Annotated in this window: 21 protein-coding genes, 1 tRNA gene, 1 pseudogene and 7 riboswitches; of the genes and pseudogenes, 6 read left to right on the top strand and 17 right to left on the bottom strand. The window is 49.9% G+C overall.

Annotated elements, in window-relative coordinates:
• Positions 1–40 precede the first annotated feature (40 nt).
• Together BMW43_RS08735 and BMW43_RS08740 are read right to left on the bottom strand one after the other, a co-directional pair.
• A complete protein-coding gene (locus BMW43_RS08735; protein ID WP_177173518.1) occupies positions 41–1471 on the bottom strand; it encodes a WG repeat-containing protein in 1431 nt (476 codons plus the stop codon).
• A 166-nt stretch (positions 1472–1637) separates the two neighbouring features.
• Positions 1638–1714 (bottom strand) — tRNA-Arg (locus BMW43_RS08740).
• 368 nt (positions 1715–2082) lie between these two features.
• Between BMW43_RS08740 and BMW43_RS08745 the strand changes: the two genes are divergently transcribed.
• The 4 genes from BMW43_RS08745 (at position 2083) to BMW43_RS08760 (ending at position 6107) form a co-directional block, all read left to right on the top strand.
• Entirely contained in the window at positions 2083–3075 is a 993-nt protein-coding gene (locus BMW43_RS08745; protein ID WP_091745866.1) for an ABC transporter substrate-binding protein, read from the top strand.
• Positions 3076–3200: 125 nt separating this feature from the next.
• Positions 3201–4247 carry a FecCD family ABC transporter permease gene (locus tag BMW43_RS08750; protein ID WP_091745869.1) on the top strand — a complete coding sequence of 349 codons (1047 nt, stop codon included), beginning with the start codon at positions 3201–3203 and terminating at the stop codon, positions 4245–4247.
• Complete coding sequence (locus BMW43_RS08755; protein WP_091745873.1) at positions 4244–5287, top strand: FecCD family ABC transporter permease; 1044 nt, start codon at positions 4244–4246, stop codon at positions 5285–5287. Before BMW43_RS08750 ends, BMW43_RS08755 begins: the two co-directional genes overlap by 4 nt.
• Positions 5288–5306: 19 nt before the next feature.
• The gene (locus BMW43_RS08760; protein WP_091745876.1) at positions 5307–6107 is read left to right on the top strand and encodes an ABC transporter ATP-binding protein; all 801 of its coding nucleotides are present in this window, start codon (positions 5307–5309) and stop codon (positions 6105–6107) included.
• Between the two features lie 224 nt (positions 6108–6331).
• Here BMW43_RS08760 and BMW43_RS08765 read toward each other — a convergent pair whose 3' ends face one another.
• The gene (locus BMW43_RS08765; RefSeq protein ID WP_091745879.1) at positions 6332–8593 is read right to left on the bottom strand and encodes a TonB-dependent receptor; all 2262 of its coding nucleotides are present in this window, start codon (positions 8591–8593) and stop codon (positions 6332–6334) included.
• A 354-nt stretch (positions 8594–8947) separates the two neighbouring features.
• Between BMW43_RS08765 and BMW43_RS08770 the strand changes: the two genes are divergently transcribed.
• The gene (locus tag BMW43_RS08770) at positions 8948–9763 is read left to right on the top strand and encodes a helix-turn-helix transcriptional regulator (protein WP_091745882.1); all 816 of its coding nucleotides are present in this window, start codon (positions 8948–8950) and stop codon (positions 9761–9763) included.
• Between the two features lie 233 nt (positions 9764–9996).
• On the opposite strand, the gene BMW43_RS08775 is transcribed toward BMW43_RS08770, so the two are convergent.
• Together BMW43_RS08775 and BMW43_RS08780 are read right to left on the bottom strand one after the other, a co-directional pair.
• The gene (locus tag BMW43_RS08775; RefSeq protein ID WP_091745885.1) at positions 9997–10335 is read right to left on the bottom strand and encodes a nuclear transport factor 2 family protein; all 339 of its coding nucleotides are present in this window, start codon (positions 10333–10335) and stop codon (positions 9997–9999) included.
• A 169-nt stretch (positions 10336–10504) separates the two neighbouring features.
• A complete protein-coding gene (locus BMW43_RS08780) occupies positions 10505–11884 on the bottom strand; it encodes an SGNH/GDSL hydrolase family protein (RefSeq protein WP_091745887.1) in 1380 nt (459 codons plus the stop codon).
• Between the two features lie 267 nt (positions 11885–12151).
• On the opposite strand from BMW43_RS08780, the gene BMW43_RS08785 reads away from it, so the two are divergent.
• Complete coding sequence (locus tag BMW43_RS08785; RefSeq protein WP_245732281.1) at positions 12152–13474, top strand: lipase family protein; 1323 nt, start codon at positions 12152–12154, stop codon at positions 13472–13474.
• 325 nt (positions 13475–13799) lie between these two features.
• Here BMW43_RS08785 and crcB read toward each other — a convergent pair whose 3' ends face one another.
• The 12 genes and pseudogenes from crcB to BMW43_RS08845 form a co-directional block, all read right to left on the bottom strand.
• Positions 13800–14174, bottom strand: coding sequence for a fluoride efflux transporter CrcB (gene crcB, locus BMW43_RS08790; protein WP_091745893.1), 375 nt, complete (start codon positions 14172–14174; stop codon positions 13800–13802).
• A gap of 35 nt (positions 14175–14209) precedes the next feature.
• Positions 14210–14557: a DUF190 domain-containing protein gene (locus BMW43_RS08795; RefSeq protein ID WP_091745896.1), complete on the bottom strand. Its 348-nt coding sequence runs from the start codon at positions 14555–14557 to the stop codon at positions 14210–14212.
• Between the two features lie 267 nt (positions 14558–14824).
• Positions 14825–15250: a universal stress protein gene (locus tag BMW43_RS08800; RefSeq protein WP_091745899.1), complete on the bottom strand. Its 426-nt coding sequence runs from the start codon at positions 15248–15250 to the stop codon at positions 14825–14827.
• 1 nt (position 15251) lies between these two features.
• Positions 15252–16427, bottom strand: coding sequence for a cation:proton antiporter (locus BMW43_RS08805; RefSeq protein ID WP_091745902.1), 1176 nt, complete (start codon positions 16425–16427; stop codon positions 15252–15254).
• Between the two features lie 194 nt (positions 16428–16621).
• Positions 16622–16686: riboswitch (Fluoride riboswitch) on the bottom strand.
• A 34-nt stretch (positions 16687–16720) separates the two neighbouring features.
• Positions 16721–18001 (bottom strand): annotated as a pseudogene (eno, locus tag BMW43_RS08810) (phosphopyruvate hydratase).
• A 143-nt stretch (positions 18002–18144) separates the two neighbouring features.
• Positions 18145–18207, bottom strand: a riboswitch (Fluoride riboswitch).
• Between the two features lie 11 nt (positions 18208–18218).
• Entirely contained in the window at positions 18219–20045 is a 1827-nt protein-coding gene (locus BMW43_RS08815) for a dynamin family protein (protein WP_091745905.1), read from the bottom strand.
• 54 nt (positions 20046–20099) lie between these two features.
• A complete protein-coding gene (locus tag BMW43_RS08820) occupies positions 20100–20534 on the bottom strand; it encodes a DUF190 domain-containing protein (protein ID WP_091745910.1) in 435 nt (144 codons plus the stop codon).
• Between the two features lie 21 nt (positions 20535–20555).
• Positions 20556–21419, bottom strand: a complete 864-nt coding sequence (locus BMW43_RS08825) for a hypothetical protein (RefSeq protein WP_091745914.1) — start codon at positions 21417–21419, stop codon at positions 20556–20558.
• Between the two features lie 47 nt (positions 21420–21466).
• Positions 21467–21529: riboswitch (Fluoride riboswitch) on the bottom strand.
• Between the two features lie 196 nt (positions 21530–21725).
• Entirely contained in the window at positions 21726–22199 is a 474-nt protein-coding gene (locus BMW43_RS08830; RefSeq protein WP_091745917.1) for an HAD family hydrolase, read from the bottom strand.
• 338 nt (positions 22200–22537) lie between these two features.
• Positions 22538–22888 (bottom strand): DUF190 domain-containing protein, encoded by a 351-nt coding sequence (locus BMW43_RS08835; protein WP_091745920.1) that lies wholly within the window; start codon positions 22886–22888, stop codon positions 22538–22540.
• 41 nt (positions 22889–22929) lie between these two features.
• Entirely contained in the window at positions 22930–23154 is a 225-nt protein-coding gene (locus tag BMW43_RS08840; RefSeq protein WP_091745923.1) for a hypothetical protein, read from the bottom strand.
• Between the two features lie 287 nt (positions 23155–23441).
• Positions 23442–23511, bottom strand: a riboswitch (Fluoride riboswitch).
• Positions 23512–23680: 169 nt separating this feature from the next.
• A riboswitch (Fluoride riboswitch) is annotated at positions 23681–23743 on the bottom strand.
• A 104-nt stretch (positions 23744–23847) separates the two neighbouring features.
• On the bottom strand, positions 23848–24678 hold the full coding sequence (locus tag BMW43_RS08845; RefSeq protein WP_091745926.1) for an MIP/aquaporin family protein: 831 nt from the start codon (positions 24676–24678) through the stop codon (positions 23848–23850).
• A gap of 253 nt (positions 24679–24931) precedes the next feature.
• A riboswitch (Fluoride riboswitch) is annotated at positions 24932–24992 on the bottom strand.
• A 114-nt stretch (positions 24993–25106) separates the two neighbouring features.
• A riboswitch (Fluoride riboswitch) is annotated at positions 25107–25167 on the bottom strand.
• Positions 25168–25176: the final 9 nt, after the last annotated feature.

Below are 25176 nucleotides of genomic sequence, written 5' to 3' on the forward strand. Positions count from 1 at the left end.
ACAAAGTCACTTTACTAATTAAAGCTCTGACTCTAATTCTTCATTGATAGCTCCAAGAAGTCAGTTTTCCTTTCATATCTACATATCCCCATTTATTATTTACTTTTATCGGTGCTAATCCATGGGCAAATGGTAATGCGTAGTCATACTCGTTTGAAATTAATTCATCCCCATTTTGTTTATAAAACTTCCATTTCCCCTCACCAAAAACTCTAAAGTTTTTACTATCATCATAAATAATATACTCATATACTTTGCTTTGTATCGGTATCACAACTTTATCTGTTTTATCAATAACTCCATACTTGTTGTCTAATTGCACTTTAAATAATCCATCACCAATTGAACTTATGTAATCATATTTTAAAGGAATAATTTCTTGACCGTCAGTATCAAAAACACCTTCCTTACCATTCAATTTTACAATAATCAAATTGTCTCCAGCATACATTGTCGAACCATTATAAAGCTGTGCCAAATAATAAAGATTATCATATTGTAGTGGAATAATGACTCTATTTTCTTTATTAATCAACCCCTCTTTTTTATTAAGTGCAACTACTGCTAGACCGTCCTTAAAAGGATGTCCACTATCATACTCAAAAGGAATGACCGTTTTATCCCTTTCATCAATATAGCCCCATTTTCCAGCAACAGATACCGCGGCCAGCCCTTCACTGAAATAATAATACCCCGCATATCTCCAGTCCTCATCATATTTTAGAGGAATTACTTCTTGCCCCCGATAATTGATAAATCCAAATTTCTTATCTTTCTGAACCCTAATTAAGTTAGTTCCCATGCTTACTCGATCATATTCTACCGGAATAAGTTCCTTCCCGCTTCGATCAGCAATACCCCATTTATCCCCCTGCCGTACTACGGAAAGTTTTTTTACTGGATCTTTTTCATCCCACTGTGAAGAACTTGAAATAAAATTATACCCAACAGGAATTATCGTATGCCCCGACTCATCCAACAGGCCCACCTTGCTATTTAGAATCACATTAATTGTTCTGTTAAAATTAATTTCGATTTTATCATAAAATACCGGAACAATTTGCCTGCCAGTTGTATTATAAACACCCCATTTCCCTCCCTGCTTCACAGCAAGAAGCTCATTCTGAGGTCTATTCCGCCAATCTTTGCAATAAGTTATTTCTTCATATTGAGCAGGAATAATTTCCTTTCCCGATGTACTGATTACTCCATACTTGCCAGCAATTTTAATGATTGCAGTTCCTTTATAAAAACTTATATTTTCATATTCAGCAGGTACAACAAAATTACCCTTTAAATCGATAAGCCCCCACTTCCCATTTATTTTAACTGCTGCTAAGTTCTCGGAGAAAGAACGAGCCTCATCAAATTTCAGATTTTGTTTTTCATCCGCATAAACCTTTATTCCGACACTTGAAATAAATAGAATCAAGATAAAACTAAAACATAATACCTTTTTATTAAATTGCAAAATCAACCACTTCTTTCATATATTTATTTATCAAATAAGGACTCCCCTGATTCTATTTCATCCAGAATTACAAAAAACCTGCCTAATTAATACATAAAGTAAGCTACCTAGAACACAAACGGCAAGGCTCAGAAATCTGATGCCTTGCCGTAAGTATATCCATAGTTGGTGCGCCTGGGAGGACTCGAACCACCGACCAACGGTTTAGGAAACCGCTGCTCTATCCACCTGAGCTACAGACGCATATACCATTGTACTCAAAATATTATAGCAAATCGTCTGAACCTTGTCAAAAAGACCGGCGATTTATGCTTATGGCTTCGCTTTTACAAATTGTCCCTCGTTACAACTTTATCCATGCTGTCTGTCTTACCACATTCACCACCTTTATTTATACTATCAGGAATTTTCAGAATGCGACCCTTCCCGTGACATTGAGAACTTTCCAAAAGCAAGAGTCAATTTGGTAAAAATCCATCCAAATTGTAACTATGTCCATTTTAATGTGTGTTGTATTTTGATACAATGATAATGAATATCAAAATCGTATTCAATGTGGAGTTAATCTTAGCTCTTCGGATTAAACGAAACGGAGGACATTGCAAATTAGAATGAAAAAGCTTATAGGGTTGACTGTCGCTCTCTTCCTATTGACGGGCATACTAACCGGATGTGCTGAGACGCCTTCGAATAGCAGCACAACATCGAAAGTTACCGATAAAACAGCTGTGGAAATAACCTGGCCACGAACAATAAAAGATGCTTTAGGCAAACAAATAACCTTGAAGAAAAAACCTGAACGGATTGTGCTTCTTGATTTTGGGTTCATGGAAAGTATGTTCGCGTTGGGCGTTCCCCCCATTGCCTCGACTTATGCCGAAAGGTCATTAAAAGGTTTTGGAACTTTACAGCCCTACGCCGCGAATGCGCAAATTGAAGAATTGGGGGAAGGCAGGGCGCCAAATCTTGAGAAACTGGCGGAACTGGCGCCTGATCTTATTCTCCAGACCGCCGAGCCGGAACATCTGGATATGAAGTTATACGAAAGAGCTTCTCAGATCGCTCCCGTAGTAACATTCAACAGTTCTGACTGGAAAGAACAGTTGAGGAATTTCGCCGCATGCCTCGGTGAAGAAAAAAAGGCAGAGGCATACATTATATCTATCGAAACACTACTTGCTGAATCCAGAAAAAAGCTTTCCGGACATAATGGCAAAACCGTGGCGTTACTATTTGAGAGCAGCGGTAATAAAGGCAACTTTGTCATTACGGGCTCTGCGGAAAATCCGGTGTGGTTCGACAGGGAAACCGGCCTTGGTCTGACGCCTCCGGACGGTTATCCCAGGAAAGGGGAAGCGATATCTTTGGAAGGTTTGGCGGCGATAAACCCGGATTATATCTTCCTGTTCGGTTCATTGGGGTCGGCGGCGAACGACTACAAACAAAACTATTTGTCGGAAAAAACGCAGGCTTCCTCCGTCTGGCAATCGTTAACCGCCGTAAAAAACAGACATGTTTATCAGCTTGACGCGGCAGTGCGGGCAGTCGGCCCCCTGAGCATCAAGCTTGGAATTGAAACCATAGTTGAGAACATGACCAAGTAAGGAATCCCCTTCGATATATTCTAAGCCAGGGACAGCAAAAAGCCTGCGCCTGGCTTTTTGTTGTCTTAACAATTATTAGCCCGGTCCAGCGCGCGAGCGCGTGACATGGAGGAGATACATAAGCAATGGATCAATCAAAATTCCCGGCAAAGCCGGTTCAAATCAATCGAATAAAAAGCTACCCCTGGGCGGCATGGCTGACCATCGCCGGCGGCACAGGACTACTGGCGATGATCATGGCATTTTCCATTACCAGAGGAGCAGCCCAAATCCCGCTGTCCTCGGTATGGAACGCCTTGTTTCACTTTAATCCGGCAGATACACAGCACTTGATTGTGGTGGACCTACGCCTGCCCCGCGTGCTGGCCAGTGCCTTGGCGGGCGCGTCCTTGGCGGTGGCTGGGGCTGTTATGCAGGGTGTGACCCGCAATCCTATGGCAGATTCCGGCTTAATGGGTTTAAACGCCGGAGCAGGGTTTGCTCTCTCCATCTGCTTTGCATTTTTCCCCGAACTGCCCTACCTGCGGCTTATCCTGTTTTCCTTTATGGGAGCGGCCATAGGCGCGGGATTTACGTATGGCATCGCGTCCCTGCAGCGTGGCGGGGCGACCCCTATGCGCTTGGTACTCGCAGGTGCGGCAGTCACCGCATTGCTGACTGCACTTAGTCAGGGTATTGCTTTGTACTTCAATGTAGCGCAAAATATCATGTTTTGGACGGCGGGCGGCGTGGCCGGCTCCAACTGGGAACAAGTCAGGATTATGATCCCATGGATTACGGTCACCCTTCTGGGCGCAATCGCCCTTTCCCGTTCCATTTCCATCATGAGTTTGGGTGAAGATGTGTCCAAGGGCTTGGGGCTAAATACACTGCTTGTCAATTTACTCAGCAGCGCCGTCGTGCTGTTACTGGCCGGCGCTGCTGTGGCGGTGGTCGGTGCGGTGGGTTTTGTAGGGCTGATCGTACCGCATCTGGCTCGGTTTCTCATTGGGGTGGATTACCGCCTCATTATTCCCTCCTCGATAGTGTTAGGAAGCCTGTTGGTGGTATTGGCGGATTTGGGTGCGAGAACGCTCAACCCGCCCTTTGAGACTCCCATTGGCGCGCTCATCGCCTTGATCGGCGTTCCTTTCTTCCTGTACCTGGCCCACAAAGAAAGGAGGGCGCTATGATGAATATGCAACAGGAGAAAAACCAAGCTCATAAACGAAAAATTACGCGCAGGAATACCGGTATTGTATTTGCTTTTTCGCTACTGCTCCTGTTGTCGTTTCTCGTCAGCATGAACAGCGGCTACGTAAAGCTCTCGCCGCTGGATACACTGAGCACGCTGTTCGGTGGCGGCAGCGACAGGGAAAAGCTGCTCCTGTTCGGCTTCCGGCTGCCCCGCATCGTGATTGCCATGCTGGTAGGAGCGGGACTTTCGTTGTCCGGCTGCATCATCCAGGGTGTGTCCCGCAACGCCTTGGCAGACCCCGGTCTGTTAGGCATTAACGCCGGCGCGGGATTGACGGTTATTTTATTCGTACTGTTTTTCGGCACTCAGTCCATCCTGTCGGTTTTTACTCTGCCATTTCTGGCGCTCATCGGCGCCGGCATTACGGCGGTTCTGATTTATGCCCTGGCTTACAAAGGGCATACCGGTCTGGCACCGATTCGCTTAATTTTAACCGGTGTGGCAGTGCAGGCAGGCATTGCCGCACTGACCACGGTGCTGGTGGTCAAACTGGATGATACGCAGTTTGATTTTGTGGCAGCCTGGCAAGCGGGCAGCATCTGGGGCTCTAACTGGAAATTTGTTCTGGCACTGTTGCCCTGGCTATTGCTGTTGATTCCCTATGTGCTGTCCAAGTCCCGCGTGCTGGACGTGCTGAGTCTGGGAGATGATATCGCTTGCGGCTTAGGAGTTGCGGTGGAAAAGGAGCGCAGGCATCTGCTTGCCGCCGCTGTGGCGTTGGCGGCCTCCTGTGTGGCGGTTAGCGGCAGTATCAGCTTTGTAGGACTGATTGCGCCCCATCTGACGCGGCGGCTGGTGGGGCCGGGCCACAGGGTTTTGTTTCCCGTCTGTGCTTTGGCCGGAGCGGTACTGGTATCCGCTGCAGATACGCTTGCGCGGGTGCTTGTCCAGCCATTCGAAATTCCCACCGGCATTATGGTTTCAATTGTGGGTGCACCGTACTTCTTGTACCTGCTCACCAGGAGCAAACAGTAAACAAAGGCAGGGAGAGAATATGAACAGTATTGTAACTGAAAATCTGGCCATCGCCTATGACAACAACCTTGTTGTCGCTGATTTAAAACTTCAACTTCCCCAGGGAAAGATCACCGCTATTATTGGACCGAACGGTTGCGGCAAATCCACGGTACTCAAAGCGATAGGACGTATTTTGAAGCCGAAAGACGGCATAGTGTACTTAAACGGCAAGGATATCCGCAGCCTTTCTACCAGAGAAATAGCACAGAAGCTGGCAATTCTGCCGCAGTCGCCACAGGCGCCGGCGGGGCTGACCGTGGGCGAGTTGGTAGCCTATGGCCGCTTTCCCCATCAGCGGGGTTTTGGCAAGCTGGGGCCCCAGGACAAAGAAATCATCGCCTGGGCGTTGGCAGCCACCAAGCTTACAGAACTTGAAACCACTGTGGTGGATAATCTTTCGGGCGGACAAAAACAGCGGGTATGGATTGCCATGGCTCTGGCACAGCAAACCGACCTCATTTTGTTGGATGAACCAACGACCTATCTGGACCTAACCTATCAATTGGAAGTACTGGAACTTTTATACCGGCTCAACCGGGAGCAAAACTGCACGATTGTCATGGTGCTGCATGACCTGAACCTGGCGGCGCGTTTCGCAGATTATATGGTCGCCATCCGCAGCGGGGATATCATCCGCCACGGCACGCCGGCAGAGGTCATAACCGCCGAGGTTCTCCGTGAAACCTTCCACATCGACGCAAATGTTGTTGTAGAGCCCCGCACTGGACGTCCCGCCTGCATTTTCTATGACCTGATCAAAGGGCTGGAAAGCAATTGAAAGAGGTTTTGGAATGAGGCGCTGCGACAACGTAGCAGGAAGGGAGATTAGTGACATTAACCTTGCTCCAAACATACTTGTACTTTTCATCCCCTTAAAATTTTTATTGCCTTCATACAGACAAACTCTGCATGAAGGCAATAAAAGTTTAGGAGAATGTCCAGCGCTTCGGCTGCTTTCCAGAATCCAAATATCCGGAACATGGTAGTAGACAGGGTTCAGCTTTAGAATTGCATAGTTGCCGACAACTTAACAGTGCGGGGGCTACCTAACGTGACAATACCATCGTTGGCGGAGCAGCCTGCCCAATAGTGTTTGTTAAACAGATTTTCTACGCTGAGCCGGTAGGTGACGGGGGTCTTATTAATGACCGTCTTGTACCGCGCGCCGATATCATAGCGTACCCAGTCCGGGATTTTAACGGTGTTGGCATTATTGGCGTATTGGGAACTGGTATATACGGCCCGTAACGAAAGTGCAAGATCCGGATTCCAGGGCGTATCCCACTCGACGCCGGCATTCATCGTCCATTTGGGTACGCCGAACGGCGTATTGCCGTTATTGGCGGCGGTATTAGAGCGGACCAGTTCGCCATCGGTATAGGCAATGCCGCCTAACAGGCGAAGGTTTTTCGCTATGTCGCCGAAGGTATTCCATTCAATGCCGCTGTTTCTCTGTTGGCCGTCATAGGAATAAAGATTGCTAGTAGTCGTATAACTGGGCATTTCAATTTTGAAAAAGGCCAGCGTGTTAGCAAAACCTCTCTTGTCCCACTTGATACCGAATTCGTGCTGTTTGGTTTTGTACGGTGCCAATACCTGACCTGAATTGCTATAACCTGTTCCCACCACAGTTCCAACGGAAAGCGCTTCAATATAATTGGCATATAGAGACACCGCTTCTCCCCATGGTTTGACAACAAGGCCGACCATCGGCGTATTGGCGTCGGAGTCGTAGGTGGTTATTGATGTCGGTGAGCCGGTAGCAAGGCTACTGGCATACTTGTAGCTTGTCTGTTTCACATCTTGCCGCCGTACTCCCAATGTTAACTGAACCTTTTCTTCGTCAAAGGAAAGCGTGTCGGCCAGGAGAAAACTGGAAAGATCGGTGACGGCGGTCTTGTTGCCCTTGTTCACAGTCAGGCTGTTGTAAAGATCGGCAACCGCAGACGGGTTGTAGATATTTGTTGCCATATTCAGTGCGGTACTAGCATACGCATTGGAAAAATCCGTATTCTGGAAGTTCCCCCCCAAAATGACCTGATGCTTTACCGCACCAGTCTGGTAAGTACCGCGCAGTCCTATTTCGGAAGCAGTGGTGTCAGTCCAGAACCATTGATTAAAAATACCCTTGAGAGTGGCCGAGCCATCTGTCTGAAGGGCCTGCACGTGATTGCCGTTGATAAAGCCGGTGGCGTTGGCGGATAGTTTGCCAATACTGGCATAGGCGGTTAAATTGTCCTGTATGTCGTATTCACCTTTAAACAAAACCCCGTTGTTCCTTGTGGTGCCCGACACCCCTTTGAATAAGTTGGTCGAGCCGCCCGGCGCTTTTACATAACCGTAGGTGGATAGGTCATACATAGAGATAAGACCGCCGTCGTAATGCTCCTGCGTGCCATATGCGTCCAGAGACAGCCGCCAGCGGTCCTTGCGGTAATCCACGCCCAGAGCCCCCAGCAACCGTTTACGGGATTGGTCGTCAGTTGTGGTCTCGCCGTCCGAATATAGGCCGTTAAAGCGGATGCCCCACTCCTTGTTTTCACCGAAGCGGCGTCCTATGTCGATCTGACCGCCGAGCTGGGACGAGGAGGCGTAGCTGGTGGTAAAGTTAGTGATATCCTCGTCACCGGCCCGTTTGGGCACCAGGTTGATGGCGCCGCCCACCGAAGTGCTCACGCCGCCGTAAAGAAAGGAGCTGGGCCCCTTGAGCACTTCCACCCGTTCCAGAAATTCTACGGGAACACGATAGTTTGGTGACAAACCCGCTATGCCGTTAAAATAGAGATACTGATAATTTACATCCAGACCGCGTATTTTGAAATTTTCACTGACCTGTCCGCTGGGGGTGGCGAAGCGAACAGAGGGATCATTAGCAAGCACGTCAAATACGGTATCGGCCTGCTGGTCTTCCATGGTCTGGGCGGTATAACTGGTGATGTTGAAAGGCGTGTCCATGAAATCCTTGTTGCCCAGTACGCCAACATTGGCGCCGCGGGCCACTTGTCCGCCGGCGTAGGGCGGAGGAAAATCACTCCATTTTTCACGGTCACGGTTAGCCGTCACTTCAATTCCTTCAAGACTAAATTCATATTGTCCCTCCACTGTTTTACCCGACTTTTCCTGTTTCTCAGTTTGCTCGGCGGGAACCGTGGTCTGAGCTTCCTCCCCTGCGACGTAGGACGTAAACGCAGTTTGCCAAAATAAGCTGCCGCTGATTATGGCGCAGAAAAGTTCTTTTGGAAAATACGGAAACTGTCTTTTCATATTCTTACTCCTTTGCTGTATAATTTCCGGATCATTTTATCAGTGATTATCATTATCATTTATTTGCTTTTTATAGTATAACAAACTGCAAAGCATGGACGAATAGATATTTTCTTAAATATTTCTTGATTTTTTCAAAATTTTACCTAGATATAGCTATAAATGAAATTGAAAATTATTGGCAGCGTTGTTAGAATGATAATAATAACCATTATCATTCTAATTTTATTTTTATAAAAAGAAACTACTCTTCAAATAGGGTTTTGCCCCACTACTTGAAGAGTAGCTGACCTTATAGTGATCTTTACAAACCGATACGATCTTAAAATTATTGTTACTTAGGGGGAACAAAAAATGAAAGTGGATATTGATGATCTATCCGATTATTTTTCCAAAATACAATTTAGCATAATCGACATAAGACGAGCGGTTATCGAACCTGGAACAAAACGTTTCGGTACGGTTACTTCGCCATTTTCAGGTATCATTTTTCCATTACGTGGCCGGTCAAGAATGTTTTTTGACGGCGTTCCTTATGACATGGAGCCCGGTAAGGTATTTCACGGAGGTCCGAATATGCCATTGGATAAAGAGGTCCTGGGACAATCCACGTGGGATTTCATGGTCCTGCATTACCAAGTATATGGCAATACCAAAGGGACGTTCCCCTATGCATTATCGCATTATGAACTCAGCCCGGGACATAATTCGCGGATAAACGACGCGCTGTACCGGCTGTACCATCTCTACACAACGGCAGGTAACCTATCGGGTCTGAGAGCCAAATCCCTGTTTTTTATCATTTTGGATGAAATTTTAACTTGCGCCAATTGCCGCTTGCATAACGGCAGCCACGAGCTGGCGGAAAAAGCCGTCGAATATATGAAGGATCACTATATGGAGCCGCTCACCGTACCGGAGTTAGCTAGGCAATATGGTCTGAACAGTAATCAGTTTGCCTACTTTTTTCATAAACATAAAGGATTGAGCCCAAATGAATTTCTTATCGAATACCGAATGCGGCGGGCGAAAGATTTACTCCGCACCACGTCCTGCTCTGTCACGGAAATTTCTGCTTGCGTTGGTTACTCAGATCCTTTTTACTTCAGCAAATTATTTAAGAAGCGAACTGGTTTGTCTCCTAAGTTATTCAGAGAAATGAGAGGTTGATAGCAATTGATTCAGAAGCACCGAAATTAAATATCTTCTCTTATTTTGAACCTCACGTCTAACGTAGGGTTTCTGCATATAAAAAACAAAAGATCTGTATTTTTACAGATCCTTCAAACGGAAGAGAAACCGTTGCTCTATCCACCTGTGCTACAGGCGCATATACCTTTATAGCCAATCGCCTGAACCTTGTCAAAATGCTGGCAGCTTGCGTTTATACTCCTGCAGCGCTCTTACGCGTCCTCCATCGTTACGATTCTTAAGCTGGTGATCAGGCCGTCCCGAGTTGTAAAGAAGTAATCCAGCAATACCGGACTGCCCGCAAAGTCGCCGGAAACACGGGCGGATAAAATCGACTCCTGCCGTTTGGCGCTAAAGCCCATAACCAGATACTGATTTTTATACTTCGCGCTATCTTCAAACCATTGCCGGATAGCATCCTTGCCGCGGAACTCCTGCCCTTCGGTATAAACAACCGCCTCCTCGGCAAAGCAGGCTACGAACGCCTGGCTGTCACCGCTAGACTTTGCCTGCATAAATGTATCAATCCGTGGTGGCAATTTTACGGACACGCTCATCCCTTCCTTTACAAACCGAATATACACAACACTGTTGTCGCGGAGCAGCTCCGCTGCCTGGCCTTCTCTAACTGCGCCTCAAATTATTATACCATCAAAAAGAGCAAATAGCCGCCTTCTTTGATGGTATAATAACATTCACACTATAGCCGGACCGGAAGCCTTATTTCCCCGGAATAGATGGTCCGGTAATACGTCCCCAGTTGGCGTTAATGGCGGCGGCAATCATCTGTTTGCCCTTAATATCCAGATGCAGTCCGTCTGTCGCCAGTTCGTTCGGCAATATCCCTTCCGGCGACTCCATGCCCTGAGCCACATCTATATGATCCTGCGTCCGGATAAAGTCATTGATCTTCTGCCGTTCCTGCTGCCAGCCCGCTGCGGTCGGTTCGTCAAACACGCGCTTAATATTGCCCGGATTAATCGGCGGCAGCGTCAAGAATACAGGATGTATCCCGTTGTCCAGGCATTTTTTCTTCAAGGCGGTCAAATCTGCAATAATATCCTCTGCCGAATAACCGCCGCGCATACTATTGGAGCCTCCCATAATGATCAGGTAACGGGGCTTGAACGGCAGCACATCCTGTTCAAAGCGCTCCACCATCGTCGCGCTGGTATCGCCGCTCTTTCCCAGGTTGATCACCGGAAAATCCAGATAGTGCTGATAGCTGTATTCCCAGTCCGACGGCGAATACGATACTGCACCGCCGCCATGAGTAATGCTGTCGCCGTAAGTGGCCACCTCAAAAGCGGCGCCGGGGACAACGCCAAATTTGCCGACATCCGAATAGACTCCCACCGGATTCCCCTCCTGATCCATCGCCCGCACTCGCCAATAAAAAGGCTTCCTGCCAACCCGGGGCGTGGAATCATAATAGTCAAAGCCCACGGCAATAGCCGAATCGATGCGATGCACGGAAGGTTCTATTCCGTTAGGGTTTTCCGGCAAATCATCAAGAATTTCCACTTCATACTTGTCCCCACCGGCCACAGGAATCCAGGCATATACCGGATAAAGCAAAACACTGCCCGCCGTTTGGTTAAAAACAGAGGTGGGAATAGGCTTTAGCTGAATGTCCTTGTCCTGATCCACATATACCTTTTGCACGTCCGAGTCATCGCCGATGCGTTGTCCGTCCAGATTAAGGCCATGAACCCGCCAGTAAAAATAATCTTGCTGTAATCGATCAGTTAGATCAGCATTATAGCCATTGACATAAATATAAGAAGTTGAAAAAAACGGCGTCGGCTGGAAGCGTGGTTCATCATACACGCCCGGATTTTCCTGAAACAATTCAATTTCATAAGCCACGGCCGACTCCACCTTGGTCCAGCGCAGCACTGGCTTTAAGGATGCCGGATTCTGTTGCGAAAACTCCACGGTTGCCTCCGGCTTATCCGGCCGGGGCATTTTTTTCACAACCGTTTGTCCAGCCGTTGCTACCGTCTGCGTATCTACCGGATCTTCCGCCGCCGTCGTGCGAAACAGGAAAAAACCTACTATAAAAAGAGCGATACCACTTAGCAAAAAAAACTTTTTCACGGCTGCCTCCTTCTGGGCAACGTACTTTTCGCTCCCCTTTACATATATTTTTCCGGAAGCCTTCGCGCTTTATGCTCCGGCAACCCTTGTCTATTTACTGATAATTATAAATGTCTTTGAATAAAAAGGCTAGTACCAATGCATTGTCCTGTCAGGATAGGAAAATATATCCACCCAGAGCGCCTTGACAGCCGCTTGTAGCTGCTCCTATAATTTGAGTAGTACAACTGACTGTTCAGTCCAGATTCTACGGAAGGAGGTGCGGCTGTGAAGCCATTTTTGCACCTGCTGCTTGTTCTTTGCTTTCTGATCTATCCTTCGGCTGCCGCCTGGGCCGGTCCCCAGGAAGATTATGAAGAAGCTTATAAAATTTATCTGGCTGCCGCCACCAGCGCCGCAGCCTATAGCGACCGTCTTGGTGAGTTAAGCACCCGCTACCTGGAGCAGGACGGCTGGCAAATTGATCATTACGTTCAGCCCCAGGGCCGCTCCGGCGTCCGCTACTTGATTGCCCAGAAAAATAATACGCCCTTCTATTTTATCGCCATTGTCGGTACGGAAAATGAAAAGGATGTTAAACTTGACCTTAAAGTGGATAAAGTACCCTTCGCCGGCGCTACCGATGAAGAAATCTCCGCTGCTGCGGCTCAAAAGAATGTGCCTGATACCGAACCTAAAGTCCATAAGGGCTTTAACCAATTCCTACAGGCCGGACCGGCGGCCACGCTGCGCAGCCCCCGCCGGGGCAGCCTGGCGCTGCCCGATCTGCTGACGGCGAACAAAGACCGCAAGCTTTACCTGACCGGTCACAGCCTCGGCGGCGCAGCCGCTACCCTAGGCGGCGCAAGATTAATCAGCACCGGTATGACTTCCGGCCAACTGGAGGTTATCACTTTCGGCGCCCCGGCTGTGGGCAATGCCGCTTTCGCCGCCAAGTTCGCCCCGATCCTGCCAGTGACCCGCATCGTCCAGTCCAGCGATCCGGTCACCGGCGTGCTGCAGACCCTATTCGGCGGTTATCAGCAGTTTGGCCGGGAAATAAAATGGCCGGCCCCAGCCTTCGTAAGCGATTCCCATCAGTTAACCGGTTATATCGATTCGGCCATCAAAAATTATTACGACAAACGCCGCCTGGCCATGGATGCCGGCATGCCGCTTCCCGCTTTTCCGGCGTTTGCCGGGGCCAGCCAGGACAGTGCCTATATCCTGCCGCTGAAAAACAGCTTGCCCGAGAACTTAACCACCGAATTCTGGTATATGAATGAGGCCTTGCAGGATGAATACCGCCGCACCTTTTCCCGCCAGGTAACTCCTGCCGACATGCCGGATTCCTGGCAACAGGCAGCAGCGGCCTCCGGCTGCCGCTGGGTCATTGCCTCTGAAGTCAGTGCCAGCCGCGTTAAGCAAGAAAAGAATGCCTATTATATCACCCTGACTCAGACAATCTATGACGCAACGACTGGCGCCGTCGCCGACACAGCCATTTACTCGACAGGCACCTATACCCTGACGCCGCTGGAAGCCTTTATCCACGCCTTTAAAGAAATGAATATCCATCTGAACTCCCGGCTAACTAAAACCGCCATATAGCGGCAGCTCCTATCAGATGCTTCATCAATTTGCCGCCGCTTTTACCCTGCATAAATCGAGGCCTGTTCCGTAAAAGGAACAGGCCTCGATTTATATCTCCCGTAAAGTCATCAGTATAAGTAATGGCCTTATGACCAAATAAAAAGACATCTGTTTGTCACACTTCCATCAGGCTCAGGATAATCCTGTTTCTTACTCTGGATACAAACCACCCTGGTTTTCGAGAAGCCTGTCTCCGGCGAAGGGTCCCTGATTGGCCCGAAAAAGAATAAACCTGGGTTAGACGGTTCACATTCCCCATCTTTTCCCAGGAAATAATTCCTCTCTAAAACAGTCTGGCAATACCAATCCCCAGCCAGGTGGCAAAAAAACCGACTCCCAAATTGAGTCCTACATTATAAAAAGCCCGCAAGGCATCGGCAGTTTGCAGTAAGCGCAAAGTCTCATAACTAAAGGATGAAAACGTAGTCAAACCGCCTATTAAGCCAATGGCGACAAGCAATCGCCAGTAGGGGCTGATGCTTAACCGCTCGGTGGTCATTGTCAAAAATAAGCCGATAATGAAGCACCCTACCACATTAACAAGCAACGTCCCAAAGGGAAACTCCGGACCAAACCGCTCCGCCATCCAATTGGACACTAAATACCGAATGACTGAACCAATCCCACCGCCGACCGCTACTAAAACAATTCCCAGCATATACTTTCACCTCTCTTGCCTCGTCTGTTCTTCTGTTATCGCTTCGGTGGTTTATGACCGTATTTGATAACTTCTATATCGTCAATCGTAACCATTCCCTCCTCCAGCATATCATCCAGGAAGGGCAATAGCTTGGCAACATACTCCTCACTGTCGATAATTTCCACTAAAATGGGTAAATCACTGGATAAATCCACAATACTGGCCGTATGAATCCGGCTGTTGGCCCCATAACCCACGATGCCGCGAAACACCGTCGCCCCCGCCATATCCAGTTCCTTGGCCTTTTCCACGATAGCTTGATACAAAGAACGCCGTTTCCAGTGATCGCTTTCCCCGATATAAATCCGTAATCGTTTGGCCTGACTCGCAATTTTGGGCACAAAGACTCCTCCTTCAACTTGATACCAATCAACTTTTTATAGCCCGGCTGCCTGCAACGGCCTAAACCGGCACAGCAGCGTGTATGATCTTTTGCAGCCTGGTCGCCGGCTGCCACCACGACAGCCAATACGGCTCGGGCCAGCCAGCTACCGGGCCGTATTTTTGTAATTTTCTCCGTTAACCCTTAGGGGGGTGCTTAACTATCCGCAACAACCCTAACGGCACTTTTTGTACCATACTTCGTTAACATTTTTGATATGCTATCTTTATTTTACCACAACAACCGGCACTTTAGCATAGGTAACCACCTTTTGCACTACACTGCCAATAATCAGACTTTTAAATCCACCCATGCCCCGTGTACCCATGACAATCAAATCGGCCCTGCGATCAACAGCGTAGCGCATCAGGCTCTCCGCCGGATGGCCCTTTAAGATTTCCGTCTGTAGAAAAATCCCCTGTTCCTCACCATAAACCACAGCCTGCTCCAGCAGCGGCCGGTACTGTTTCTCTCCATCGGCGTACCATTCATCCACTTCATCAATGCTGGAGCTAAATTCAGGGGGCTTAACCACACTGGCCACTACCACCGTCGCCCCCTCAAACCTGGCAGCCAGGCCTACCGCCCAGACTAACGCCTTGTGGCTGCCGGCTGAGCCGTCATAAGCCACAACTATTTTTTTCAAATCCATATCAATCGGCCTCCCTCTCCCTGATAACCATGTTTTTTATCACTGCCGGCGATTCGTCGGTCTCATCTGTCGGGAAAAACCATTTTTGGGCGATCATCGTCGGCACCACGGCGCTCAAAATGACGGTTGCCACCAGTACACTGTACTGTCCCTCATCGATATAGTGATTAGTTAGCCCGTACAAGGCCGAAATAGTGCCAAAGGTCAGACCGGTGCTCATTAGCAAGGTAGTGTAAATACCGGTACGCGGTGTATAGTGAAACCAGTTGGTCGCCGGCAATACGCCGATAAACTTGGCAGCCATTTTGATCAGCAGGAAAACCAGGATAGTCCCGGACATCGTATACAAAGCTCCCACCGATACCAGTACCCCCGCTTTAATGAAATAGAACGGCGTAAAAACGGCAAATACAATGGCTCGCATTTTCACCAGCGTTGGTTTGTAGTGCTTGAAAAAGCGGGCCATGGCCATACCGATAATATAGGCCGGAAGTACCGCCTCGCTGCCGCTGATTACCGCCAGATAGGCCAGGGCTAAGAGTACCAGAAAAATGAACTTGATTTCCGGCTCACTGACCCGCCCGCCATACCATTTGAATATCCTGGCAGCCAGCGGAGTAATAACCAGCACAGCCACGATCATAACTGCTGTAAACCAGACGACCTTTAGCGAAAATCCGGTAAAGAGCAACCCCAGGGCCAGCACCGTCCCCAAATCAGTGACAAAGCAGGCCGCCAGAATGCCTTGACCTAAACGGCTGGCCGACAGCCCGCTTTCTACCATGACGGCATACACGACGGCCACTGAGGTGGTTGACAGTGCAATACCGGCAATTTTAGCGGCATTGCCGTCCCAGCCGAACATATACTCGGCAAGCCACATGCCGCCCAGAAAGGGCAGCAGAAACGATAAAAAGCCAATCACCAGACTTTCTTTCAGGTTGCCTTTAAGACTATCGGGATCAATCTCAGCCCCGGCAAGAAAGGTCAACACCACAGCACCAAATCCGGCTAAAAAAGTAACCCAGGATGTAATCTCCAAATGCATGGCGTTGCCGCCAATCACACCCACGGCAATCTCCATAAGCGCCACCGAAATGCCCAGCCGGATAGACAGGACGGTGGCAATAAGGGCCAGCAGCACCCACTGCGCGGCAATAGCAAAGTTCTGTTCCATTGACAGCTACCTCCTTGTTAGTCCTTGACTAATACTCCCAGGGTGTGCTTCAAATTAACGAAATGTTCTATGGCGAGTGACTTTTGCGAAAAGACAAAATTCACGAAAATGGCCCTTACTTCCAAAAATTTCAACGAAGTGTGTCAAAAAAGCACCCTTCAAAGACACTCCGAACCATTTGCCAACACACCCTAGGGAAGGTAGGAGTTATTACCGCGTTCACTGCGGGGTTATGGCGAACTCCATCGCCGGTTTTTACGCCGTTCTGCCTGAAAAATCAACCGGACAGCCTGTCATTTGGCGGCAAAAGGATTGCCGAAGACAGCTTTTCCGCCCAACTCGGCCTCAATCTCCAACAGGCGGTTATATTTGGCAATGCGTTCACTGCGGCAAGCCGAACCGGTCTTAATCTGACCGCCGCCCATGGCCACGGCAAAATCGGCCAGGAACGCATCTTCGGTCTCGCCGGAACGGTGGGAAACAACATAATTCCAGCCGGCCTAACGGCACATTTTAATGGCCTCCACCGTCTCGGTCACCGTACCGATCTGATTTAGCTTAATAAGCACCGCATTGGTGGTCTTCTCCTTAATGCCGCGGGCAATAAATTTGGTATTGGTGACAAAAATATCGTCGCCCACAATCTGCAATGCCTGACCGAGGGCTGCCGTATGCTCCCGGAAGCCGTCCCAGTCATTTTCCGCTAATCCGTCTTCCAGGGAAACCAGGTAATATTTCTTGGCCCATTCCTTGTACAGCGCCGTCATTTCACTGCTGCTCTTTACTCCCTGCCCTGATTTTGTTAAATGATACTGACCATTTTCATAAAACGAACTGGCTGCCGGGTCAAGCGCCAGGGCAATATCCACACCCGGCACATAGCCGGCTGACCGGATGGCCTCGATAATCAGCTCGCAGGCCTCCTCATTGCTCTTCAGGTTAGGTGCAAAGCCGCCCTCATCACCCACACTGGTGGCATAACCCTGTTGCCCCAAAAGCTTTTTGAGCGCGTGAAAGGTTTCCACACCATATTGCAGGGCTTTGGCAAAGGTAGGCGCGCCGACAGGCATAACCATAAACTCCTGAAAGTCCACACTGTTGTCGGCATGCTTGCCGCCGTTTAAAATATTCATCATCGGCACCGGCAGCCGCACCGCCTCGCTGCCGCCCAGATAGGCATAGAGCGGCAAGCCCTGTTCTATCGCTGCGGCCCGGGCAGCCGCCATGGAAACGCCCAAAATGGCGTTGGCGCCTAAATTGGCCTTAGTCGGTGTACCATCCAGCTCCAGTAGGAGCTGATCAATCGCCGCCTGATCACCGGCATCCTGCCCGATCAGTTTCGGGGCTATGCGATTGTTGACATTGGCCACAGCCTGCAAAACTCCCTTACCGCCATAGCGCGTCTTATCGCCGTCCCGCAGTTCCAGCGCCTCATTCTCACCGGTAGACGCACCCGAAGGCACCGAAGCCGATGCCCTGCTGCCACCGGCCAGTTCCATATTGACCCGTATGGTCGGATTCCCCCGGGAGTCCAAAATTTCTAACGCATTTACATTGACAATCTTACTGCTCATACATAGCGCCTCCTTCGATAAATTACCTATAAGATTTGTTAGCAAACACCTATCAATACATTCAACTCTAATTTTTTCACCAATTAAACTTATATTAGACTTGTTCTTAGCAGCGGGCAGAAAAAAAACAGACTCCTACCACCTAAGTGGTAGGAGTCATTACCGTCTGCACGGACTTAAAGGCGAACTCCATCGCCGCTATAAAAATATGGCTTTATTATATCAGCCGGTCTGATTCTGCGTCAATAGCAACCGCTTTGCCAAACTCTGGCTCTACGGTATTCACTTGCTGCAAAAGCTGCTGCAATTGCCCGGCAGCCCGCTGCAGCCGGCTGCACCGGTCTGCCACATCCTCAGTTTGTCCCTGTTTTTGCACCGCCGCGGCAGCAACTGCCTGGGCAGTCCCGTCCACCGCCTCGGCCAGCCGGGCACTAAAGGTTGCCCGGAAGGAATGAAAAGCTGCCTCCGTATTCTGTAAAAGAGCCCAACGCAGGCTTTCCACATTCCGCAGCACCAGCGTTTCCACCTGCCGTTCCAGACGCTTGCGGATACGGACAAACCGAAACGAGGCCGGTAGCAGTACCTCCAGCCAGGTGTGGGGAATTCCCCCCAGGCCTGTTTGCCATTCCGTTTTTACCCAATAGGGCTGACGTTTCATTTGAAAGGTCAGCTCCTGCTCCACCGCCTGATAATCAAGGGCAAAAATGGTGGCTGCCGTCTGACGCACCGCCTGAATCAAAGCCTCAGCCCGCTGCTGATGAACAGCCATTACACCGGCCAGGTAGTCGCTAAACTGGTCGGCAGTGGCTGACAGTTCCCGGTCAAAAAAGGGAGCAACAGCCGCCATCAGGGCAGCCTGAGCGTCCCGCTCCAGACCGGGACGTTCACCACCGCTTAGCTCTTTTGCCACCACATGGGATAAGTAGTCCCGGGCCTGCTGCCGCAAGAAGCCGGCCTGCTGCTCCAGAAAGTCCAAAGCCCGCTTGCGATCACCGGCCAGTATGTCATCGGCCTGCTGCTCTTCGTCCGTCAATTCTGTCAGTTTCTGCCGCAGCAGTGCCTGCTTGGCGGCCAATTCATCGACCGGCATAAGCAGAACCTGGACGGCAAGCTCCAGCTCCAACAAGGCTTCCCGCAGCACGGCAGCCAGTTTGGTTTCAATAGCCATAGCCAGTACCGCCTGCATTTCCTGCCGGAAGAAAGCTGTTAATACCTCCTCCAGCAGGCCTAACCCACTAGCCGCCAGCAGACGGCTATCACCTCTCGCTTTGCCCAAAACTGCCTGCCGGGCCGATACCTGGTAGACGGTTTCCACTGCTATGCCGGCCTGTTCCCGCAAAACCTGCCGCAAAAAGCTAACCATGGTGTCCTGTTCCTCACTGCTGAGATGATCAGCCTTATTGAGCACAAAAAACAAACGCCGCACATGATGCTGCACAATCTGCAGAAACGCCAATTCCGCCGCCGTAACCGGCGGGTCGGCAGATACGACAAACAGCGCGGCATCACACTGGGCAAGAAACCGGAGCGTCGTGTCCGTATTATGCCGGAAAGTAGAACCAATGCCCGGCGTATCAATCAGGACGACTCCGCCGGCCAGCAGTGCCGCCGGATATTCTACAATCACCTGCTCCACCTGCAAACAATTGGCCGGGTTGGCCTGTTCCGCCACAAACCGGCTCAAATAGTCTGCCAGTGACGCATCATCATCAAATACGCCCTGTTCCTCCCGTCCGTCAGCAAACGTTATATATGCCCGCCGTCGCATCCCCTGACGGATGACGGTCGGCAGCGCCGTCACCGGCACCAAACTGGACGGCAAAAACGGGCCGCCCAGCAAAGCATTGATCAGGCTGCTTTTGCCGCGCTTAAACTGCCCCAGTACCGCCAAATGAAATTGTTTTTCCCTCAGCCGCTCCGCTAGTTTTTCCACCCGGACAGCATGCGGGATAAATCGATTGCCAACCTGCCTTAGCTGCCCGGCTGCCTCTTCCAGCAGTCCGGTCAGGCAGGCTTCCTGTTCCGGCATACGGTCATATTTCATCCCGCTCTCTCCCTTCTCAAGCTGCCACTGCTCCGTTTTTCAGCACGGGCATGGTCAGCCGCCACTTACCAAATAAATCAGGCATACCCGGCGTTTAAAACAGCCCAGCAGCCGGTATAGCCGATTCAGCCACAGCCGGCCGGCCGGAGCTACCGGAACCAGCCCTTTAAAATCAGTTTCTTTAACCGGTTCCACCGTCACCATTCCATCGCTGCACATATCATCAAGACAGTTCAGCAACTGCCGGAGCCGGGATTCCCGGTCGAGCACCTCAATCATCACCGGAATCTCCTGACAAAGCTTCCAGGGCTGTTCCACATGCCAGGTGTCACTGCCGCCATACCCCATGCAGCCCTGCAACGCGGCAACCCTGACAATCCCCAGGGCCTTGGCTTTCCCCACCACCGCTTGATACAGCGACCTGCCCCGGTAACGGTCAGTGGTTTGTAAATAGATACATATTCGCAGGACCGGGTCTTTTTCTTGCATAGCCTTCTACCTCCTATGCTTCTAGTGCTCAGACAGGCTGGCTTTCTTGCCGCGTGCCTCCTCCAGTAAATCAGCCAACTCCAACAGGAAATCCTGCACCGGGGCCGAGAAGCACAACGCGATGCCCTCCCCCGTCAACTGTAACCGCCAAATGCCGGTCTGCTCACCAATCGCCGGTATCAACTGCCAGTCTTTAATCTTGGTTAACGGAACATACCGGTGTACTATTCCATACCGGCCGGTATTTCCGTCGCTGCCGTCGTCACTTATACAAATCAGTTCCTTATCGGTCAGCACACTCACATAAGCAGGCACCACACGGCGCTGAAAGAACAGCAGCCACGGAACGTCGATCTCCGGCTGATACACCTGCCCCAACATCCGTTCTCCCGGCAGCAGGCTGTCCCGGGCATAACTCCAGAATTTATAGTCCACGGCGGCCAAACCGGCCAGTTTGGCCTGTTCCTGCGCCAACGATGCGTTGCCTGTTCCGGTCCAGCTCCGGCGGACAGCCTGCACTACCCTGGTAAACAGCGGCGCCACGACCGCGTTATATTCTACCTGAACCGAAGCCGGCCACCCACCTGCAACGCCGCTCAGCCGCAGCCAGGAATACAAATGTACTGCCCCCTGTTCCACGTAATCGATCTCGTCAAACAACCACTCACTACTTCTAACCCCGTCTGGCGTATTTTCCAGCACCGTAACTCCCTGTTCGGACAATACCGTCAGCCGGGCGTTCACTTTACGGTTGCCCCAGGCATCGGGCGGCGAATAAATCAAATACGGCAAAGGCCGGTCAAAGTCGATAAACGGCCAAAACGGTTCGGGAAATTCCTCCCGGGAAGTAACCTGGCGGGCCCAGGCATCAGTCAGCGACGGCATATGTGTTCCCTCCTTTCTGTATGTAAAAAAATAAAGACTCCTACCGTTTTCCGGTAGGAGTCATCACCTGGCCAGCCAGGATTGGAGCGAACTCCATCGCTCTCTTACTTACTCTTATTGTAACAATTGGGAAGTGTCCCCGTCAAGCATCCGGCAACTTTCCTCCTGTTTCTTCCTAGTGTCATAACACACAGCAGCACCTGCTAGGACACGCTGCCGCCATAGGCTGGATACCCCCTAAGAAAAAACCGCCGCCCTGTTGATCAACTTTTTTTGGACATTCGGCCAACCCTCGTTAAAGCAGCCTTAGCTTCGTAACGTTGCAATCAGCCGTTGGGGCTGCAAAAGCAGTTTGATGGCCTCCACCGGCGACTGAACCACAACGTTTGCCAGCGACAGCAGGCACGCCCCGGCTCCTTCCGGGCCTAATACGCAGATTCGCAGCCCGGCAATAAAAAACATGGGCTGATCATTGACGCCATTACCGATGACTACGGTATGCTCAGAACCCCATGTTTGAACATACCGGGCTTTTTCTGTACCATCTTGTCCCGGCTCCAATATAATAAGTTCCACTCCCGGCAAGTCTGCCAGCGCCTGGCGCGCCAAGCCAAACGTATCTGCCGTTATTACGGATACCTGGATCGTGGCTGACAGCTCAACCAGTAAGCGACGCACGTCCTCACTTATTCTTCCTTCCTCTGCCAATGTCCCATTAAAATCAAATACCGCATGGCGGAATTCATACTGTCTGCCATTAGGCAACTGTACAGAAATCACTTTCTCCACTCTCCCTCGTATAGCATGTAATCTTTCATTGGTAGACAGTTTGGCGACACCTGTTCTCAGCCATGCAGCTAGGGAATCACTGATTTATTCACACTGCACATCCTGACGGATCTTTTTCCGTCTGGCTGTGTCAGCAAAACCTTGAAATAGGGACCGCTATTCCTGCGGTTTTACTTCCTTACCAGCCGAAAAAATCTCTCGCCAGGCCGGCAGGTTTATTAAATCAGCGGTTCCCTAGAAATCCGTCCACGATACTGAGCCGCTACGCTACCATGTCACGCAGGTCCTCTTCTCAAAAGGCTGCAACCCAACACAAACAATTAACTCCGCTACTGCTCCTTGGAGAACTGGCGGCCATATTTGATAACCTCCGCATCATCAATCATAACCATTCCTTCTTCCAACGCATCATCCAAAAAGGGCAGCAGCTTGGCAATATACTCCTCACTGTCGATAATCTCAATCAAAACAGGCAAATCACTGGATAAATCCAGGAGGGTAGCTGTATGAATCCGGCTATTCGCCCCATAGCCCATCACTCCCCGCAATACGGTTGCTCCCGCCATGTCCAGCTCTTTTGCCTTTTCCACAAGCGAATTATACAAATTCCGCCGTTTCCGGTGATCATCCTCACCAATATAAACTCGCAAGCGCTTAGCCTTACTTGCAATTTTAGGCACCAAGATTCCTCCTCCCAATTTGACCTCATATCCTACTCGCATTACAGTTTCGCCGGAAGCCCTACCATATAAGCCAGCGCAACAGCCGCACGGACAACCAAATGCAGCAGGGTAGCGCCGGCGGCCAGCACCACGGCCAGCCTCGCCCGGTCTTGCCAAATACCGGGCCGTTTCTTCCCGACCTTCTCCATCAGCCATAGCCCCAAAAATATTGATATGGCAAAGAAAATAAGATTAAACAGATATTCCAGCTCAAGCTGCAACATGCTACTTACTCCTCCAATCCACTCCACAGCCTCCGTCAGCCACCATAACAAAGTCTCGCCTAGCATCCATTTACTCCGAGACACGCGCTTAACTGCAGGGTGTTATCGCCGATTCCGGCAAGGGCAAAACCTCCATGCCGCCGCAAAGCTCATTCACTTGAACAAATCTTTGACAACGAGGCTCATAACTTCCACTACGCAATGACGGAAAAACTTTATCTCCTCTGCAATTGCCTCCTTCCCGGCCCAGGACCGGTAATAAGCTTACCGGCCCTGGCCATAGTAATAGTAAAGTAGGAGTTATCACCGCATTACTTTCACTGCGGGGTTATGGCGAACTCCATCGCCGTCCTCTGGCTGAGACTACGGGAACAAAAACAAATTGGCAGCTATTCCTGAGCGAACCGATTGGGCTACAAAGCTTGCCAGGCTCAAGCTACCTATTTCCTGGGCACTTTTCCTGCCTCCCTGGACAAGATTTATTGTCACTATCAAGCGCAAGGCAAAAAAATAGACTCCTACCACTTAAGTGGTAGGAGTCATTAGCGTCTGCAAAAAGGGTAAGGCGAACTCCATCGCCGCTGTTAATTGAATTATGGACCTATTATACCAGGCTGCCTGAACCATCGTCAATATAAACCTGCCGCAGGTATACGAAAGGTGACGGGTACGCAGTAACTATCCTCTTTAAATTTAGTTGACTTCAGCCTTCTTCATAATGCCTGCCGCTTTAACACGATCCGGGTTTCCCGGCATAAACGGCTGCAAAAGAAAGTTATAGATAGCTCCGGCCAGAATACCGCCAATCACGGGAGCAATCAACGGCACCCACCAATAACCCTGGATACCGGGAAACGCGTTTTGTCCCCAACCCATTAACCAGCAAAACAGTCTCGGTCCCAAATCACGGGCAGGATTAATGGCCCAGGCTTCTAACTGCCCGCCAAAACCACCGACTAATGCCACCAACAGGCCGACCATCAGGGGAGCCGTGTTGGCACCGGGACTGTTTGTATTCCATTTGTCCGAAATAGCAAGAATGCCAATTACCAGGGCTGCCGTTAATATAATTTGGTCAATAAACGCATGTCCTGTTGTAATTCCCGCATTGGGACTGGTAAAAAAGACACCTGCCGTAGTAAGTCCCTGCGCCGCATCACGGGTAGTATTGTGCACAATATTATACGCATCAATGACGGGAGAATACAACTGATAGGTAATTGCCGCACCGATAAACGCCCCAATCACCTGGGCAATAATAAAACCAAATACTTTTTTCCAGGGGAACCCGCCATATATGGCAAAGGCAATAGTCACCGCCGGATTTAAATGCGCGCCCGATATGGCTCCGACAAGATAAACGGCAAAGGTTACGGCTAATCCCCATAAGACACATATACCCCAATAGTCCCCACTAAACGATCCGTACAAAATCGCCATGGCAGCGACCCCGGTACCGCCCATGATCAAAAAAGCAGTCCCTATCACTTCAGCTAAATATTCTCCCCAAACAGAATCACGCATGCTGTCTCCTCCTTCTATTGATTAAAAATATGATTTCTTACTATCACCCACTAATCCATGTAAAACCAGCTAAAGCACCACCCCCTCAGTCTGTTGCCTCTTACGGTTCACGGTTCCCTTTCCCCAGATTATCACCCCCTTTCTATAAAGCACTGCCCTTCGCTCCGCCGCCATTCCCTTGCGACTTCACCGTCGCCGGCAATAAAAACAGACGGTACACGCTTTTTTTAAGACAAAAGATAGACCCCTACCGCATATGGTAGGAGTCATTATTCCTGATCGGATTTATGGCGAACTCCATCGCCTCTTCTTATATTTAAATGCTCTGGCTTGACCGCTGCAAGGCTCCCCTCTCCCTATACGGATTCTGTAACGTACAATAAATAGACGGTACACGCTTTTTAAGACAAAAAAACAGACTCCTACCGCATATGGTAGGAGTCATTATCCTCGGTTGGATTTATGGCGAACTCCATCGCCTTTTCCTATACCTATTAT

It is taken from the genome of Propionispora vibrioides, assembly GCF_900110485.1.
Lineage (GTDB): Bacteria > Bacillota > Negativicutes > Propionisporales > Propionisporaceae > Propionispora > Propionispora vibrioides.

Excerpts from the sequence above, each read along its gene's own strand:
- BMW43_RS08745 (WP_091745866.1), top strand. The coding sequence starts at position 2,083 with ATGAAAAAGCTTATAGGGTTGACTGTCGCTCTCTTCCTATTGACGGGC.
- BMW43_RS08750 (WP_091745869.1), top strand. The coding sequence starts at position 3,201 with ATGGATCAATCAAAATTCCCGGCAAAGCCGGTTCAAATCAATCGAATA.
- BMW43_RS08755 (WP_091745873.1), top strand. The coding sequence starts at position 4,244 with ATGATGAATATGCAACAGGAGAAAAACCAAGCTCATAAACGAAAAATT.
- BMW43_RS08760 (WP_091745876.1), top strand. The coding sequence starts at position 5,307 with ATGAACAGTATTGTAACTGAAAATCTGGCCATCGCCTATGACAACAAC.
- BMW43_RS08765 (WP_091745879.1), bottom strand. The coding sequence starts at position 8,593 with ATGAAAAGACAGTTTCCGTATTTTCCAAAAGAACTTTTCTGCGCCATA.
- BMW43_RS08770 (WP_091745882.1), top strand. The coding sequence starts at position 8,948 with ATGAAAGTGGATATTGATGATCTATCCGATTATTTTTCCAAAATACAA.
- crcB (WP_091745893.1), bottom strand. The coding sequence starts at position 14,174 with ATGCTGGGAATTGTTTTAGTAGCGGTCGGCGGTGGGATTGGTTCAGTC.
- BMW43_RS08800 (WP_091745899.1), bottom strand. The coding sequence starts at position 15,250 with ATGGATTTGAAAAAAATAGTTGTGGCTTATGACGGCTCAGCCGGCAGC.
- BMW43_RS08805 (WP_091745902.1), bottom strand. The coding sequence starts at position 16,427 with ATGGAACAGAACTTTGCTATTGCCGCGCAGTGGGTGCTGCTGGCCCTT.
- BMW43_RS08815 (WP_091745905.1), bottom strand. The coding sequence starts at position 20,045 with ATGAAATATGACCGTATGCCGGAACAGGAAGCCTGCCTGACCGGACTG.
- BMW43_RS08820 (WP_091745910.1), bottom strand. The coding sequence starts at position 20,534 with ATGCAAGAAAAAGACCCGGTCCTGCGAATATGTATCTATTTACAAACC.
- BMW43_RS08825 (WP_091745914.1), bottom strand. The coding sequence starts at position 21,419 with ATGCCGTCGCTGACTGATGCCTGGGCCCGCCAGGTTACTTCCCGGGAG.
- BMW43_RS08840 (WP_091745923.1), bottom strand. The coding sequence starts at position 23,154 with ATGTTGCAGCTTGAGCTGGAATATCTGTTTAATCTTATTTTCTTTGCC.
- BMW43_RS08845 (WP_091745926.1), bottom strand. The coding sequence starts at position 24,678 with ATGCGTGATTCTGTTTGGGGAGAATATTTAGCTGAAGTGATAGGGACT.